Source organism: uncultured Desulfovibrio sp. (genome assembly GCF_944324525.1).
Lineage (GTDB): Bacteria > Desulfobacterota > Desulfovibrionia > Desulfovibrionales > Desulfovibrionaceae > Desulfovibrio.
Window position 1 is genome coordinate 11,959 of record NZ_CALUWS010000035.1, and the last position, 15,134, is coordinate 27,092.

The 15,134-nt window shown below is 63.9% G+C and carries 14 protein-coding genes; 11 read left to right on the top strand and 3 right to left on the bottom strand.

Annotated elements, in window-relative coordinates; all coding sequences use genetic code 11:
- Positions 1 to 42 precede the first annotated feature (42 nt).
- The 4 genes from Q0K12_RS09210 (at position 43) to Q0K12_RS09225 (ending at position 5,569) form a co-directional block, all read left to right on the top strand.
- Positions 43 to 1,278, top strand: a complete 1,236-nt coding sequence (locus tag Q0K12_RS09210) for a M20 family metallo-hydrolase (RefSeq protein ID WP_297262232.1) — start codon at positions 43 to 45, stop codon at positions 1,276 to 1,278.
- 70 nt (positions 1,279 to 1,348) lie between these two features.
- Complete coding sequence (locus Q0K12_RS09215; protein ID WP_297262234.1) at positions 1,349 to 2,776, top strand: sodium:solute symporter family protein; 1,428 nt, start codon at positions 1,349 to 1,351, stop codon at positions 2,774 to 2,776.
- A 364-nt stretch (positions 2,777 to 3,140) separates the two neighbouring features.
- On the top strand, positions 3,141 to 4,688 hold the full coding sequence (locus Q0K12_RS09220; RefSeq protein WP_297262236.1) for an outer membrane homotrimeric porin: 1,548 nt from the start codon (positions 3,141 to 3,143) through the stop codon (positions 4,686 to 4,688).
- Between the two features lie 209 nt (positions 4,689 to 4,897).
- Positions 4,898 to 5,569 (top strand): adenylate kinase, encoded by a 672-nt coding sequence (locus Q0K12_RS09225; protein WP_297262238.1) that lies wholly within the window; start codon positions 4,898 to 4,900, stop codon positions 5,567 to 5,569.
- Positions 5,570 to 6,024: 455 nt separating this feature from the next.
- On the opposite strand, the gene rbr is transcribed toward Q0K12_RS09225, so the two are convergent.
- Positions 6,025 to 6,600 carry a rubrerythrin gene (rbr, locus tag Q0K12_RS09230; protein WP_297262240.1) on the bottom strand — a complete coding sequence of 192 codons (576 nt, stop codon included), beginning with the start codon at positions 6,598 to 6,600 and terminating at the stop codon, positions 6,025 to 6,027.
- Between the two features lie 236 nt (positions 6,601 to 6,836).
- Here rbr and Q0K12_RS09235 point away from each other — a divergent pair, with 236 nt between their 5' ends.
- Positions 6,837 to 7,265, top strand: coding sequence for a YqaA family protein (locus Q0K12_RS09235; RefSeq protein WP_363315623.1), 429 nt, complete (start codon positions 6,837 to 6,839; stop codon positions 7,263 to 7,265).
- Positions 7,266 to 7,383: 118 nt separating this feature from the next.
- On the opposite strand, the gene tpx is transcribed toward Q0K12_RS09235, so the two are convergent.
- Positions 7,384 to 7,887 (bottom strand): thiol peroxidase, encoded by a 504-nt coding sequence (tpx, locus tag Q0K12_RS09240; protein WP_297262245.1) that lies wholly within the window; start codon positions 7,885 to 7,887, stop codon positions 7,384 to 7,386.
- Between the two features lie 68 nt (positions 7,888 to 7,955).
- Complete coding sequence (locus Q0K12_RS09245; protein ID WP_297262247.1) at positions 7,956 to 8,828, bottom strand: 50S ribosomal protein L11 methyltransferase; 873 nt, start codon at positions 8,826 to 8,828, stop codon at positions 7,956 to 7,958.
- Positions 8,829 to 8,936: 108 nt separating this feature from the next.
- Here Q0K12_RS09245 and Q0K12_RS09250 point away from each other — a divergent pair, with 108 nt between their 5' ends.
- The 6 genes from Q0K12_RS09250 to Q0K12_RS09275 all read left to right on the top strand — a co-directional run bounded on the left by Q0K12_RS09250 (position 8,937) and on the right by Q0K12_RS09275 (position 15,079).
- On the top strand, positions 8,937 to 9,689 hold the full coding sequence (locus Q0K12_RS09250; RefSeq protein ID WP_297262248.1) for a methyltransferase: 753 nt from the start codon (positions 8,937 to 8,939) through the stop codon (positions 9,687 to 9,689).
- The gene (locus Q0K12_RS09255) at positions 9,686 to 11,428 is read left to right on the top strand and encodes a YcaO-like family protein (RefSeq protein WP_297262250.1); all 1,743 of its coding nucleotides are present in this window, start codon (positions 9,686 to 9,688) and stop codon (positions 11,426 to 11,428) included. Before Q0K12_RS09250 ends, Q0K12_RS09255 begins: the two co-directional genes overlap by 4 nt.
- 289 nt (positions 11,429 to 11,717) lie before the next feature.
- Positions 11,718 to 12,827, top strand: a complete 1,110-nt coding sequence (locus Q0K12_RS09260; protein WP_297262252.1) for a DegT/DnrJ/EryC1/StrS family aminotransferase — start codon at positions 11,718 to 11,720, stop codon at positions 12,825 to 12,827.
- Between the two features lie 59 nt (positions 12,828 to 12,886).
- Positions 12,887 to 13,864, top strand: a complete 978-nt coding sequence (locus Q0K12_RS09265) for an NAD-dependent epimerase/dehydratase family protein (RefSeq protein WP_297262254.1) — start codon at positions 12,887 to 12,889, stop codon at positions 13,862 to 13,864.
- A gap of 43 nt (positions 13,865 to 13,907) precedes the next feature.
- Positions 13,908 to 14,597, top strand: coding sequence for a metallophosphoesterase family protein (locus tag Q0K12_RS09270; RefSeq protein ID WP_297262256.1), 690 nt, complete (start codon positions 13,908 to 13,910; stop codon positions 14,595 to 14,597).
- Entirely contained in the window at positions 14,594 to 15,079 is a 486-nt protein-coding gene (locus tag Q0K12_RS09275; RefSeq protein ID WP_297262257.1) for a hypothetical protein, read from the top strand. The genes Q0K12_RS09270 and Q0K12_RS09275 overlap by 4 nt, the downstream gene beginning before the upstream one ends.
- Positions 15,080 to 15,134: the final 55 nt, after the last annotated feature.

Consider the following 15,134-nt stretch of genomic DNA (forward strand, 5'->3'; position numbering starts at 1 on the left):
GGCGGCCGGAGCCCCGCTCCCGGCCGCCGGGGAGGAAAAAAGATGGATCGTCAACGGCTTCTGGATACGCTTGCCGCCTTCGCCCGCTGCAACGACACGCCCGGCAACGGCGTTACCCGCTTCTCCTGGTCGGACGCCGACGCCAGGGCCCGCGCCCTGCTGCGGGAACTGGGCGAACAGGCCGGCCTTTCCGTGCATACCGACGGCATCGGCAATGTGCGGCTGCGCCTGCGGGGACGGCAGCCGGGGCCTGCGGTGCTGGTGGGATCGCACCTTGATTCCGTACGGCACGGCGGCAGCCTGGACGGCATCTACGGCGTCTGCGCCGGGCTGGAGGCCCTGCGAACCTTCGCCGACGAAGGCCTTGTGCCCTCCTGCGACGTGGAACTGATCGCCTTTGCCGAAGAAGAGGGATCCAACTTCGGCAGCACCTGCCTGGGCAGCAAGGCGGTCACCGGTCTTGCGGACGTGGAAAGCCTGCGGCGGATGCGGGACAGCGGCGGCGTCTCGGCTTATGAACGGCTGTGCGCTTTCGGCCTGCGCCCGGACGACCTCACGGGGCAGCAGATCGATGCCGCCTATGCCCGCGCCTATCTGGAAGTCCATATCGAACAGAATGCCCGCCTGGAACAGCGGGGCATCTCCCTCGGCATCGTGCGCGCCATCTGCGGCATGCGCGTACACCGTATCCGCTTTGCCGGCGTATCCGACCATGCGGCCAGCCCCATGCAGGGACGCCGCGACGCCATGGCCGGCTTTGCCGCCTTTGCCCACGGCATGGAACAGCTCTGGCGCGACGGCATGCTGCCCGAGGACTTTTCGTGCACCATCGGCAGCATAGCCTGCGCGCCCGATGTGCCCATCGTCATCCCCGAACAGGTGACCTTTACCGTGGACATCCGCCATGTGGATGTCCCGACGCTGGAAGCCGGCTGGGACCGCATCGCGGAGCTTGCCCGCGGCACGGCTCGCGAGCGGGGACTTGACGTGCACATCGAGCGGCTTTCCGCCAGCGGCGGCGCGCACATGTCCGACGACATCATGGCCCTGTTCCGCAAAGCAGCCGAGGCCAGAGACATTCCCTGCATGGACATGATCAGCGGTCCGGCCCATGACGCCGCCTGCCTTGCCGCCGTGACGCCGGCCGGCCTGCTGTTCGTGCCGAGCATCGGAGGGTTGAGTCATTGTCCGCAGGAGGCCACGCATCCCGAAGATCTGGCCCGGGGCGCTCTTGTCCTGGAAGACGCTCTCCGGGAACTGGTCTCGGCGGACGTGTAGTGAGGATGCGATCGGAGGCCGGGCGGCCTCATCGCGAAGTGTTTCACGTTTTAGCATCCGGGAGGATGACATGGGGTGGTATTTAGCCTATTTCATCGTGTACTTTGCCGCCATGTTCGGCATCGGGTTCTACTACTTCCTCAAGGTAAAGAACGCTGACGACTATCTGATCGGCGGCTGGAACATGGGCTTCTGGCCCATCGTGGGGACGGTCATCAGCACATGGTGCGGCGCGTCCGTCTTCATCGGCTCGGTGGGCCTCGGCTTTACCGTGGGGGCGTCGGGATATATCCGCTTTTCCCTGGCATCGGTCCTCTTTACCCTGATCCTTCTGCTGGTCTTCGGCAAGGCCCTGCGCCGGCAGCGCCTGTACACGCTGGCGGACCTTTTTGGATCGCGCTTCGGGCCGACCGTCGGCATCATCCCGTCCCTGCTGTCCGCGGTGGTCTACGCCATCCCCACGACCGCCATGCAATATCTGGCCATGTCCACCATCTGGACCGCCTGTTTCGGCATGGAATGGAACACCGCGCTCATCCTTTCCTTTGTGCTGGTCTTTGGTTTCACGGTTCTGGGCGGTCTGCCGGGCACTATCATCACCGACGCCCTACAGGCCATCCTGATCATCGTGGGCATTATCGTTCTGGCAGCGGCCACCCTTCATTATGCCGGGGGCTGGAGCAACATGGTCGCCAATACCCCGCCGGAATATCTGTCGCCCGCCGGCCCGTACGGCTTCTCGGAAGTGCTGTTCTTCTTCATGTCCGTCGGCCCCTTCTACCTGGTCTGGCAGTCCTCATGGCAACGTATCTTCGCCGCCAAGTCGGAAACCGTCTCTCTGCGCGCCAATACGCTGGGCGTGGTGATCTGCGCGTTCATCTTCATCTGCCCGGCCATCATCGGCATCGCCTGCCGCCAGTTCCTGCCTTTGGACACGAATCCCGACATGATCTTCTCCAAGGTGACGTTCGAGATGCTGCCGCCTTATATCGGCGGTCTGATTTACTGCGCCCTGCTGGCGGCCCTGGTGACCAGCGCCGACTCCTTCATCCTGCAGGGTTCCTCCAACCTGACGCATGACTTCTACCGCCAGCTCATCAACCCGAAGGCAACCAACAAGCAGCTCATGTTCTGGTCCCGACTGACCGTGCTTATCATCGCGCTTGGGGCCCTGATCGTGGCCTTCAACTTCACCGGCATCATCGCCATCTACCAGTGGGCCCTGCGCCTGACGGCCACCACCATCGTGCTGCCCTTCCTGGCGACCATGCTCTGGCGCGGCGTCACCAAGACCGGGGCCATGTCCGGCATGCTGCTTGGGCTGGTGTCCACCCTGGTCTGGCCGTATCTGGGCATCTCCTTTGACCAGACGTTCTTCGGCTTCATCTTCTGCGCCATCGGTCTCTTTGGCGGCAGCCTGCTGACCAGGCACGCCCCCGAAGAAAACGTCGCCGCGGTTCTGTGGGAAGACCTGCCGACGGCCACGGAACGCCAGTAAAGGGGATATGCAGGTATGGCCTTTGGTCGAATCCTGAGCTATACTGCTTGAAACACATAAAAAAAGGACTGTGTTGCACCGGCGCCCCCGCTGTGGGGCGCGGTGCGGCACAGGCGGCAAACAGCCAAAGGGGGCGACGGCGCAAGACGCGGTCGTTGGCTGTTGCGCCGCTGCCGGCAGGGCGTCACGACTGCCGACGCATCAGACACAGCGTGACAGAGGCAATCAGTAAAGGGGCTTTTGCTCCGGTGTTGAAACTGGCAGGGCGAGTGTATCGACGTGTTTCGCCGCCGGTCGCCGTACCGGGGAGGACGTCGCGGCACTGTCTCCCGCTGGCCGTGCCCATAACGAGAGAGGGTTCATCATGAAAAAACGGCTTACTGTTCTTGCGCTGGCCGCGGCGATGCTGCTTGGCTGGTCCGCCAATGCTTCCGCCATCGACTTCAAGGCCAAGGGCACCTGGCAGTTTGGCTACGGGGTGAACAACCGCTATCTTTCCCTGAAAAACTCGAAAGGCGGAAAGAACAGCAACGACAACTTCAACGGACGTCAACGTATCCGCCAGCAGATCGACTTTATCGCTTCGGAAAGCCTGTCCGGTTCGCTCTGGTTCGAAATCGGCCATGCCAACTACGGCCAGAACAGCGCCGGCATGGCGCTCGGCGGCGACGGCACGACGGTGAAGGTGCGTAACGCCTATCTTGATTGGGTCGTGCCCAATACCGATCTGCGCTTCCGCATGGGTCTGCAGAACACCTGGCTGCCCAGCGCCGCGGGTGGCGGCATGGTGCTGGACAACGCCGATGTGGCCGCCGTTACCGCCAACTACACGTTCAATGACAACGTTGGCCTCACCGCCATGTGGATGCGTCCCAGCAACGACAACTTCACCGGCTGGACCAAAAACGGTCAGACCAACTATCAGGCCAACTACCTTGACAACATCGATCTCTTCTTCCTTTCCGTGCCGCTGCAGTTCGAAGGCGTGAAGCTCACGCCCTGGGCCATGTACGGCCTGCAGGGCAAGAACTCCTGGCGCAATGAGAACAACGCCGACGGCGTGACTTCCTTCTGGAAGGACATCAACGCCTTCTACCCGATGGGGACGGATCCCTTCGGCCACAGCAACTCCGCCTTTGCCCGCGAACATACCGGCAAGACCTACGGCGGCATGTTCTGGGCCGGCCTGCCCATCAAGATCACGGCCCTCGATCCCTGGAACATCGAAGTGGACATGAACTACGGCTGGGTGGAAGCCATGGGCCGGTACGGCATCAGCAAACGCGGCGTCGCCAATGCTGAACGCGCGTCCACGGAGCGGCAGGGCTTCATCCTCAAGGCTCTTGTGGAATACAAGCTTGACTGGGGTACTCCCGGCGTCTTCGGCTGGTACGGCTCCGGCGATGACGGCAACCTGAAGAACGGTTCCGAGCGCATGCCCACCATGTCGCCCTTCGGCACGTTCACGGGGATGCTCGGTGACGCCACCTTCTACGACGGCACCGCCGGGACGTGGGATATGGCCCTCACCTACGGCGGCTCCTGGGGCATCGGTTTCCACCTCAAGGACATGAGCTTCCTGGAAGACCTGACGCACACCTTCCGTGTGGCCTACCGTGGCGGCACCAACAGCCCCTCCATGGTCAAATACGCGACCACGCCGCTTGACTGGACCAACCCCCAGAGCAACATCGACGGCCCGTACCTGACCACCAACGACGGTCTGCTGGAATTCAACCTCCAGAACAAGTACAAGATCTACGAGAACCTGACGGCCGGTCTGGAACTCGGCTATATCGTCAACATGATGGATCGCGGCACCTGGAACCGCAGCTGGACGCGCGCCTCCGGCGTGCCCTTCAGCAAACAGGATGCCTGGAAGGCCAACGTGGCGCTGGTCTACAGCTTCTAGTCACGGCATCGCACGTCTTCCGCCGTCATGACGGCGGCTGGATCCCTCGGGCGGGTCTGCGCAAATGCGCGGCCCGCCCTTTGCCGTCCCTCGCAGCCGGTCCCGGGAAAGGCAAATGCGGGATGGACATTGACAGGCCGTGCCGCACGCGGTACTCCGGGAAAAATTCTACATCAATCGAGCGCACGTCGCGCCGCAAGGAGGATATGATGAACATTCTTATTTTCGGCCCCAACGGCAGCGGCAAGGGCACACAGGGCGACCTCGTGAAGCAGAAATATCATCTTGCCCACATCGAGTCCGGAGCCATTTTCCGCGAACATATCGGCGGCGGCTCCGAGCTGGGCAAGAAGGCCAAGGCGTATATCGACCGCGGCGACCTTGTGCCGGACGACATCACCATCCCCATGGTGCTGGAAACGCTCAAGACCCGCGGCAAGGACGGCTGGCTGCTGGACGGCTTTCCCCGCAACATGGTGCAGGCCGAAAAACTCTGGGAAGCCTTGCAGAAGGAAGGCCTCAAGCTGGATTACGTCATCGAGATCCAGCTTGCCCGCGAAACGGCCAAGAACCGCATCATGGGCCGCCGCCTCTGCAAGAACAACAACAATCACCCCAACAACATCTTTATCGAGGCCATCAAACCCAACGGGGACGTCTGCCGCGTCTGCGGCGGCGAGCTGACCGTGCGCAGCGACGATCAGGACGAGGCCGCCATCAACAAACGGCACGACATCTATTATAATGATGTGGACGGCACGCTGGCCGCGGCCCACTATTTCAAGAAGCTGGCCGATCAGGGCCAGACGACCTATATCGAACTGGACGGTTCCGGCAGCATCGACGCCATCAAGGAAACGCTGCTTTCCCGCCTGAAGTAGCGCCTCCTTTCTCTTGCCTGCTATGGGCGGACCCGTGCAACGGATCCGCCCATGACCGTTTATGCCTTCCTCTTCCGGCAAGCGCCCGCGCCACTGCCTGCCGGACGGTGTCGGAATGTGCGCCGCAGCTTGGGAGCGTTTTGCCTCTGAAAAAGGCAAAATGCGAGGCGACGGTACAGCGCCGCCCGGCCCGACGAGAGCGGAATAACCGCTTTTCTTTTGGCGAAGCGATAGCCGTATGGTTTGTAACGCCAAGCGTTGCACACTGCTAATGCTTAGCGGCGCTGCCGCGGCGTCCGCCGCCCACAAAAAAACCGGCGCGAACGGTGTCGTTACGCGCCGGGGGCATAAGGAGTTCTGCCGGTTTGCCTGCGGCCGGGCAGAGTGCCGTACATTCGTTCAGCTACGGCCGCCGTCATCTGACGGACGGCCGCTTCCGCTCGGAACGGAGCGGATTAGAAGCTGTAGTTGAGTTCCTCAAAGTACGCCTTGGGATGCGCGCAGGCCGGGCACATTTCCGGCGCATGCGCCCCTTCCACCAGACAACCGCAGTTGCGGCAGCGCCAGACCACGGGCTTTTCGCGCAGGAACATGCGGCCTTCCTTGATGTCCTTGGCCAGCGCCAGGAAGCGGCGCTCATGGTAGGCTTCCGCCACGGCGATATTGCGCATGACAGCGGCGATCTCGGCAAAGCCTTCCTTCTCGGCCGTCGCGGCAAAGGAGGGATACATTTCAGTGTGTTCGTGATTTTCGCCGGCAGCCGAGGCGATGAGGTTGGCGTGGCTGTCCGCGATGATGCCGGCCGGGAAGGCCGCCGCGATCTCGACTTCGCCGCCTTCGAGGAACTTGAACAGACGCTTGGCATGTTCCTTTTCCTGCAGGGCGGTCTCGGTGAAGATGTCGCTCACCAGGACATAGCCGTCCTTCTTGGCCGCACCGGCAAAGAAATCATAGCGGTTGCGGGCCTGAGATTCACCGGCAAAGGCGGTGAGGATATTTTTTTCGGTCTGGGTACCTTTGAGAGACTTCATATTTTCCTCCTGCGGATTTTCCCGCTGTTGTTTTCGTCGTGAGTTGTTGATAACCATTCTCAATAAAAACGTCAAGCGTTTTTCCCGCACGACAGCAAAAAATCCCAACGTGCCGCGGGCCTTTACGCCGCCCCCCACTACCGCTATCATCCGCGCGAGCGTCGCGGCATGCCCGGAAGCGGCATAGACCGGACTATCGCACGATCCGCACGCCGCACCGACGTTTTCCCGCCATGATGACGACATGCTGGGCCCTGACCGGCCTCTTTCTTTCTTCCTTTCTGGCCGCGACCCTCTTTCCGGCCCAGTCGGAGCTGGCGCTGGCCGGCATGCTGGCCGGCGACATGGCCCCGGCCGCCCTGCTCATCGGGGTGGCCACCCTGGGCAATACGCTGGGCTCGCTGGTGAACTGGCTGCTGGGGCGCTGGGCGCACCGGCTTGGGCAACGGCGCTGGTTCCCCCTCAAGGGCGACGCCCTGCGCAAGGCGGAGGCCTGGTACCACCGCTACGGCCGCTGGTCGCTCCTGCTGAGCTGGGCCCCGGTCATCGGCGATCCTCTGACGCTGGCCGCCGGTCTGCTTCGGGAACCGCTCCTCCCCTTTTTGCTGCTCGTCCTGCTGGCGAAGCTGGGCCGCTATCTCGTCATCGCCTGGCTCGTCCTGTGACAGGCCGGACGACAGCAGCCCGGTAGAGCCGCCTACCGTGCTGCCTCAAAATGCAGCGGGCGCTGCCTCTCTGAAGAGACAGCACCCGCTTTTTTTATCCGTAAGGGCGGTCTACCGCTTAGACCAGCTTCTTGATGGCGTCCAGCACGGCCGCATAATCCGGCTCATGGGTCACTTCGGGCACCAGCTGGCTGTAGGCCAGTTTGCCGTCCGGCGCGATGACGAACACGGCCCGCGCCAGCAGGCGCAGCTCCTGGATGAGCACGCCGTAGTTGCGACCAAGGCTCACATCTTTATAGTCCGACGCGCTTTCCACGGCGGTCACGCCCGCCGCGCCGCACCAGCGGGCCTGGGCAAAGGGCAGGTCGCAGCTCGCGGCCACGATCTTCACGTTATCGGCAAGCGACGCGGCTTCCTGGTTGAAACGGCGCACTTCCATATCGCACACGGGCGTATCCAGCGAGGGCACGCACACCAGCACCAGCACCTTGCCGGCGTAATCCTTCAGACTGCGGGGGCTGAGGTCGTTGGCCGCCAGCACGAAGTCCGGGGCCTTTTCGCCCACGGCCGGCAGGCTGCCCTCAAGATGCAGGAGGTTCCCTTGAAAGGTCACTGTATTCATATATTGTTCTCCACTAATTTTTGGTAACGATACGATACAAAGAACCGAACTGTCAAGAACGATTCCCGTTAACGCGTCACCCCGTCCCAGATCAGGGCGCACCATTCCCCGTCGACCAGACGCCGGGCCGCGGGCAGGCCGCACGCCCGATAGGCCTGTTCCACACCGTCCGCCTGGATCTCCAGCAGGCCGGAGAGCACGAGGCAACCGCCGGCCGCGCAGGCCCGCACGATATCCGGGGCCATTTCCGTGAGCGGGCGGGCAAGGATATTGGCCAGCACCACGTCATATCGTGCATGCACGGCGTCGATGCTGCCTTGCGCCACCGGGAAATCCGTGTCCGCGATGCCGTTGAGGGCGCGATTCTCCAGCGCATTGTCCACAGCCAGCGGATCGATATCCAGCCCCTCGCCACGCAGGCCGAAGAGGCAGCAGCCGATGCCCAGCACGCCGGTACCGGTGCCGAGGTCGAGGAAGCGCTGTCCGGCGGCAAGCCGTCCGGCGTCCAGCAAGTCGCTGACCACCCGCAGACAGAGGGCGGTGGTGGCATGATGCCCGGTGCCGAAAGCGCTCTTGGGCTCGATGACGATGGGCGTGCGGCCGGGGAAGTCCACGGCGGCCTGCCCGGCCAGCCACGGCGGCAGCACCACGAAGCGCGTCCCGCAGGGAACGGGCGTGAAGAACTCCCGCCAGGCCCCGAGCCAGTCCTTGTTCTCAATGGGCGCACAGACGCTGACGGCCTGAGGGAGCTCTTCCCGGATGCGCTCCAGCAGGGTCAGGAGGAAGTCCTCCTGCTCGCAATGGATGCGAAAGCGCGTCTCTCCCGAGGGCAGGCTCTCCTCTTCCCAGCCGAAGGCCACTTCCAGCGTGAGCAGGCCGGAAAGGCGATCGTAATCTTCTTCCGGCACGGTCACTTCAAGTCGATACAGTTCCTTGTTCATGGCCCCTGCTTAGACCGGGCCCCGCTCCCTGTCAAGGCGGGAGGGGCCGTCTTGCCTTGCGCCCGGAATGCGGATAAGACGGCAGGGAATCTTATCAAGGGAGTCAGCATGCCTCAGACAGCCACCTCATCCCCCGCCGGGCCGGCATCCCCGCCCGCGCTGGACGAACTGCTCGCCCGCATCCGCACCACCTTCGACGTGGATTTCGAGCCGCTGGTCATCGACGATCTTTCGTTCGACGTCCTGTCCATCCGCAATATGCAGGCCTATCTGGACGGCATGCTGGCCCGCAAGGCCATCCGCAACCCGCTGAAGGATCTGCCGCTCTGGGCCAAGGTCTGGCCGGCCTCCTTCGTGCTGGGGCGCTATCTGCGCCACTTCGAGCCGCAGGGCAAGCGCCTGCTGGAGCTGGGCGCGGGCTGCGGCACCCTGAGCCTTGTGGCCGCCCACTACGGCTTTGCCCGCATCGTCTGCACCGACATCGTGCCCGACGCCCTGCTGTTCGCTGAAGCCAACGTGCGGCGCAACAATCTGGAGGACATCATCAGCGTCGCCCATCTGGACGTGACCCGCCCCGGCAAAGACCCGCGCTTCACGGGAGGCTTCGACCTTGTGGCCGCGTCGGAGATCCTCTATCTGGACGAGCTGCACCGCCCGCTGCTCAAGTTCCTCGGCCGGCATCTGGCCCCGGGCGGCAAGGCGCTCTTCGCCACGGATCTGGCGCGCGCCAAACCGCACTTCGCCAAGCTGGCCGCCAAGAGCTTTCGCGTGGATGAACGCCGCATCGGCCTGACCAGCCATGACGAGGACGGCAAGGAACAGCGCCGGGCCTATTCCCTGCTGGTGGTGGAGCGCGCATGAACACGCCCATCGAACTCCGCCCCTGTCCCAAGGCCTATACCCGCGATCTGGACAAGTGCGTCAGCCCCCGGCAGACCATCGAGCGCGTCCGGCAGGCGCTGGCCCATTCCGGGCTGGACGTGCTGGCCGAGACCCGCCGCGTGGATACGGGACGGCTCGGCATACCGGTGTATCTGAGCGTCTGCGGCCGTGATGCCCGGCGCATCATGCCCACGCGCAAGCAAATGGGCAAAGGCTCTTCCGCCGAGCAGGCGCAGGCCTCGGCGCTCATGGAACTCATGGAGCGGTATGCCTTCTTCAGCTTCTGGGAGGCCAGGCCCCACATGGTGACGGCAAGCTGGCAGGAGGCGGAACAGCGCTTCGGCGGCGAGCTCATGCCGGTGGAGGAGATCCTGCGCTCCGTGGACGACAGTCTCGCGCCAGAGGCCGCCCGCGAGGTGCTGTCCACCGTGCGCTGGTCTTTTTATCCGGCCACGCGGCTGGCGGACGGCCGGACGGTCTGGACGCCGCTGGACTGGTTCAAGCTGCTGGGCGAATTCAACGGCACCTCGGCCGGCAACAGCGCCGAGGAGTCCCTCCTGCAGGGCCTGAGCGAACTGGTGGAACGTCACGTCTGCTGCCGCATCGACCGCGAACGCCCGACCACGCCCAGCATCGATATGGACACGCTGGACGATCCGGTGCTGGCCGACCTCTGCCGCCGTTTTGCGGCGCAGGGCATCCGCCTCGCGCTCAAGGACTTTTCGCTGGGCATGCCCCTGCCCACCGTGGCCGCGCTGGCCTGGGACCCGGCGACCTTCCCGGGCCGCTCGGAGATCGTCTTCACCGCCGGGACGGCTTCCAGTCCGGCCAAGGCGGCCATCCGCGCCGTGACCGAAGTGGCGCAGCTGGCGGGAGATTTCTGCACCAACGCCTGTTACGAGGCCTCGGGCCTGAGCAAGTTCGAGCGGCTGGAAGACATCGAGTGGCTGCTTGAGGGGCCTGTCGTCCCGCTGGGCAGCCTCCCCGGCGTGGAGGCCCCCGACATCCGCGACGAGCTGCTGGCCGCCATCCGCGGGCTGGCCCCGGTCAACGTCTATGCCGTGGACGTGAGCCATCCCGCCCTGGGCATCCCGGCGCATTACAGCATGGCGCCGGGCCTCGCCTTCCGCGAACGCGACCGCAACCAGAGCCTTGGCCTTTTCGTGGGCCGCAAGCTGGCCGAGGAATCCGGAGAAGCGGAAGCCCTCGCCGGCCTGGACGTGTTGGAGCGCCACTACCCCGGCGCGCACTTCCTACCCTTTTTCCGGGGGATGCTGGCCCTGCGTGCCGACCGGCACGCGGAAGCCCGCCAGTGCTTCAGCGAGGCCGCCGGCTGCCAGCCGGACGCCGACGCGACGGCCCTGGCCCATTTCTATGCCGGCTACGCCGCCACCCTCTGCGACGACTGGGACGCCGCCCGCGCGCCCCTGGCCGAGGCCTGCGCCCTCTGCCCGGACATGAAGGAATACGGCAACCTGCTGGGCGTGGCCAATTTCAGGACAGGCCGCTATGCCGAGGCCGCGGAGGCCTTCCGGGCCGTGCTGCGCGTGGATAAGGGCTCGGTCATGGACATGGCCAACCTCGGCGTCTGCTGCAAGCTCCTCGGCCGGCGGGAGGAAGCCCGTCACTATCTGGAAGCCGCGCTGGAACTGGACGACTCGCTGGACTTCGCCCGTCGGCATCTGGACGAACTGCTTGAGGACGGCGAAGAAGGCTGAACCGCCGCGGTGAGGCCGCTCGCCTCCCCGCAGGGCGGCAGGGATAGGGCCTGCGCCGCGCCAGCCGGTTTGACATGCCCTGCGAGGGGGGCTATGCTCCCTTGGCCAACCGGCACATAACCAAGGAAAAAACGCGCCGTTTCTGCCGCCAAGTCCGCCCCCTGCTCCGGCAGCTGGACGCCGGCGGCAGGTTGCTGAAGTCATGGACATTCCCCGGGCGGAGTAGCCGCAGGGCTACGGTTTGGCGGACTCGCACTGCCGGCGACGCATTTCCGTCAGGGGGGAACCGATGCACATCCCTATCATTCGTCCCGTCCTTGGGGATGAGGAGCTGGAAAATGTGAGGGAATGCCTTGCCTCAGGCTATCTGACGCAAGGCAAGTTCGTAGCTCGTTTCGAGCAGTCCGTGGCGGACTATCTGACCTGCCGGCATGCCGTCGCCGTCACCTCGGGGACGGCTGCGCTGCATCTGGCGCTGCTCGCGCTGAGCATCGGCCCCGGCGATGAAGTCGTCGTCCCGTCCCTGACCTGGGTCGCCACGGCCAATGCGGTCTCCTATGTGGGGGCGACCCCCGTCTTTGCCGACGTCCGCCCCGAGACGTTCACACTTGATCCCGAAGACCTTGCCCGGGCGCTGACGCCCCAGACGCGGGCCGTGATCGCCGTGCATCTCTTTGGCCTGTGCGCCGACATGGATGAGATCCGCCGCATGGCCGCCGAGCGGGATCTCTTCGTGGTGGAAGACGCCGCCTGCGCGCTGGGCAGCAGCTATCAGGGCAGGCCGGCGGGCACGCTCGGCCATGTGGGCTGCTTCTCCTTCCATCCCCGCAAGGTCATCACCACCGGCGAAGGCGGCATGCTGACCACGGCGGACGACGGACTGGCCGCCGCCCTGCGCGAACTCCGCAACCACGGCTGTTCCCCCATGCCTGCCGGCTCTCCTCCGTGGGCCATGCCCGATGTGCCGCGTTGCGGCTACAACTACCGCCTGACGGACATCCAGGGTGCCGTCGGCTGCGCGCAGATGGAGAAGATCGACGCCATCCTTGCCGAACGGGCCAGACTGGCCGGCGTCTACACGGAGCTGCTTGCCGCCTCCCCCCTGATCCTGCCTGCCGTGCCGGACGATCGCGTCCACTCCTGGCAGTCCTACGTCGTGCGCTTCCGCTCCACCGCGGCGCGGAACGCCGCGGCCGAACGTCTTGCCGCGGCGGACATCGAATGCCGCCCAGGGACGCATGCCGCGCACCGTCTGCGCTGGCAGGCCGCCCATGCCGCCCGCACGGACTGTTGCCCGGGCGCGGCCCTCTGCGAAGATACCAGCCTTGTCCTGCCGCTCGTCCACGGCATGCCCCGTGAAGATCAGGCACGCGTGGCCGCCCTCCTCTGCCAGGATTGACCGCCCTTTTGCGCTGTCACCGCTTTACTTTGCAACGCCCATCCCGACAAGGATAGCCCATGATTACCGACTCCACGATCCTGATCACCGGCGGCGCCGGCTTTATCGGATCGGAACTTGCCACTGTCCTCGCCCCGCACAACCGCATCGTCATCTTCGACAATTTTTCCCGTGACGCGCTACAGCACAAGGCTGTCGCCAATCATCCCAATCTGCGCATCATTCGTGGCGACATCTGCGATTTTGCGGCAGTACGGGAGGCCGTGAAGGGCGTCGACTACATCATCCACTGCGCCGGCGTGGCGGGCATACGGACCGTCTGCCGCTCGCCCACCAATACCATGCGCGTCAACATGATGGGGTCGTACAATCTTCTGGAGGCGGCCGCGCAGGAAGGCGGCATCCGGCGTGTCGTCTGCTTTTCCACCTCCGAGGTCTTCGGCGGCATGGCCTTTTCGTCCAAGGAGGCTGACCGCAGCGTCATCGGCGCGGCGGGCGAGGCTCGCTGGACGTATGCCGTCTCCAAACTGGCCGAAGAGCATCTGGCCATCGCCTACTGGAAGGAAAAAAAGCTCCCCACCACGGTCATACGCCCCTTCAACATCTACGGGCCCACGCAGGTGGGGGAAGGCGCTCTGAAAACTTTTGTGCAGCAGGCCCTGCGCAATGAGCCCATCACCATCTACGGCGACGGCACGCAGGTGCGCGCCTGGTGCTATGTGGATGATATGGTGCGCGCCACCCTGCTCTGCATGGAGAACGAGAAGGCCATCGGCGAGTCCTTCAATATCGGCAATGCCCGCAGCGTGGAGACCATCTACGGTCTGGCCAACGTGGTCATCCGCGTGCTCAAGTCCGAATCCGAGATCAAGTTCCTTCCGGCCAACTCGGTGGACATCGAACTGCGCATCCCCTGCGTGGACAAGGCGGAACGCGTGCTGGACTTCAAGGCCAAGGTCTATCTGGAAGAAGGCATACGCGCCACGGCGGAATACTATCGCAAGCAGATGCAGGAAACGCCCGACACTTCAAAATGACAGAAGATCAGGGGATGCCGCGAAGAACACGCAGAGGGGACCTATGCGACTGGGCATTCTTTCCGATGCTCATGGTAACATCACGGGTCTGCAGCAATGCCTGCGCTTTCTGGCCCGGCAAAACGTGTCCCGATATCTTTTCCTGGGTGACGCCACGGGATATTTTCCGCACAGTCAGGCTGTCTGCTCGCTGCTTGCGAAAATACCCGTCATCCCGGTGGAGGGCAATAATGAAGCCATGCTGTCCGGGAGGCTGCCCATGACAGAGGCCATGCGGGAGGTCATCCGCCCTCCCGACGCGGAAGATCCTCCTGTGCGCCAATGGCTGCGCCTTTGCAGAGCCGCCGGGCCTGATCGGCTCCTCACCATTGACGGGAAAAGACTGCGGCTCGTGCATGCAGGACTGGAGGATCCGTATACGGGCCGCATGGACAAGACCGCCGCACGCGCAGCGGACGATTGCGACGTCATCCTTGCGGGGCACACCCACCGTCCCGACATCACCTATCTTGACGATGGAAAGCTTTTGCTGAACCCGGGATCTTGCGGTTACCCACGAGATAACGGCGCCTGGCTCTCCGTCGCCGTCCTTGAGACCCGAAACCTTTCCGCTGTAGTCTACCGCATCCCCCATGTCGTGGATGATCGGACGCTGCAGCAGGTGCATCCCGCGGTTCGTGAGACGTTAACGCGCGATTTTCCCTTTTTGGGCATCCAAGTAGAGGAAATATGAAAGATATCAACGTACTGGTCACGGCAACAGGCTGTGCGAGCGTGGGGGAACAGATCCTCAAGGCCCTTCGCCTTTCGACTTTGCCGCTGCATGTCACGGCATCCGACTGCGACGCGAGAAGCACCGGCGCCCCGCTTGCCGACGCATTCCAGCTGCTGCCCAGAGCAAACCATCCCCACTATGCGGAAATGCTGCTTGAGCTGTGCCGGAAACATGCCATCCAGGCACTTTTTATCGGAAGCGAGGCGGAACTGCTCGCCATAAGCCCGGCGCGCGAAGAGTTTTTCCGCGAAGGGATATTCCTGCCCATCCAGCCTGCGGACGTCCTTGCCCTCTGCCTGGAAAAGGCGAGGCTCTATGCCGCTCTCAACGCCTTGGGCATCGCCACCCCGTGGTACCGCCGCATAGGCAGTCTTGCCGACCTGAGCGACAATCCCCCCTACCCTCTCGTTTTCAAGCCCTCTAGGGTCAGGACTCATTAAAGGTAAAAAATGACAATGGCAGCAATATGGATTGCCGAAAGGAATGTATGGGCAC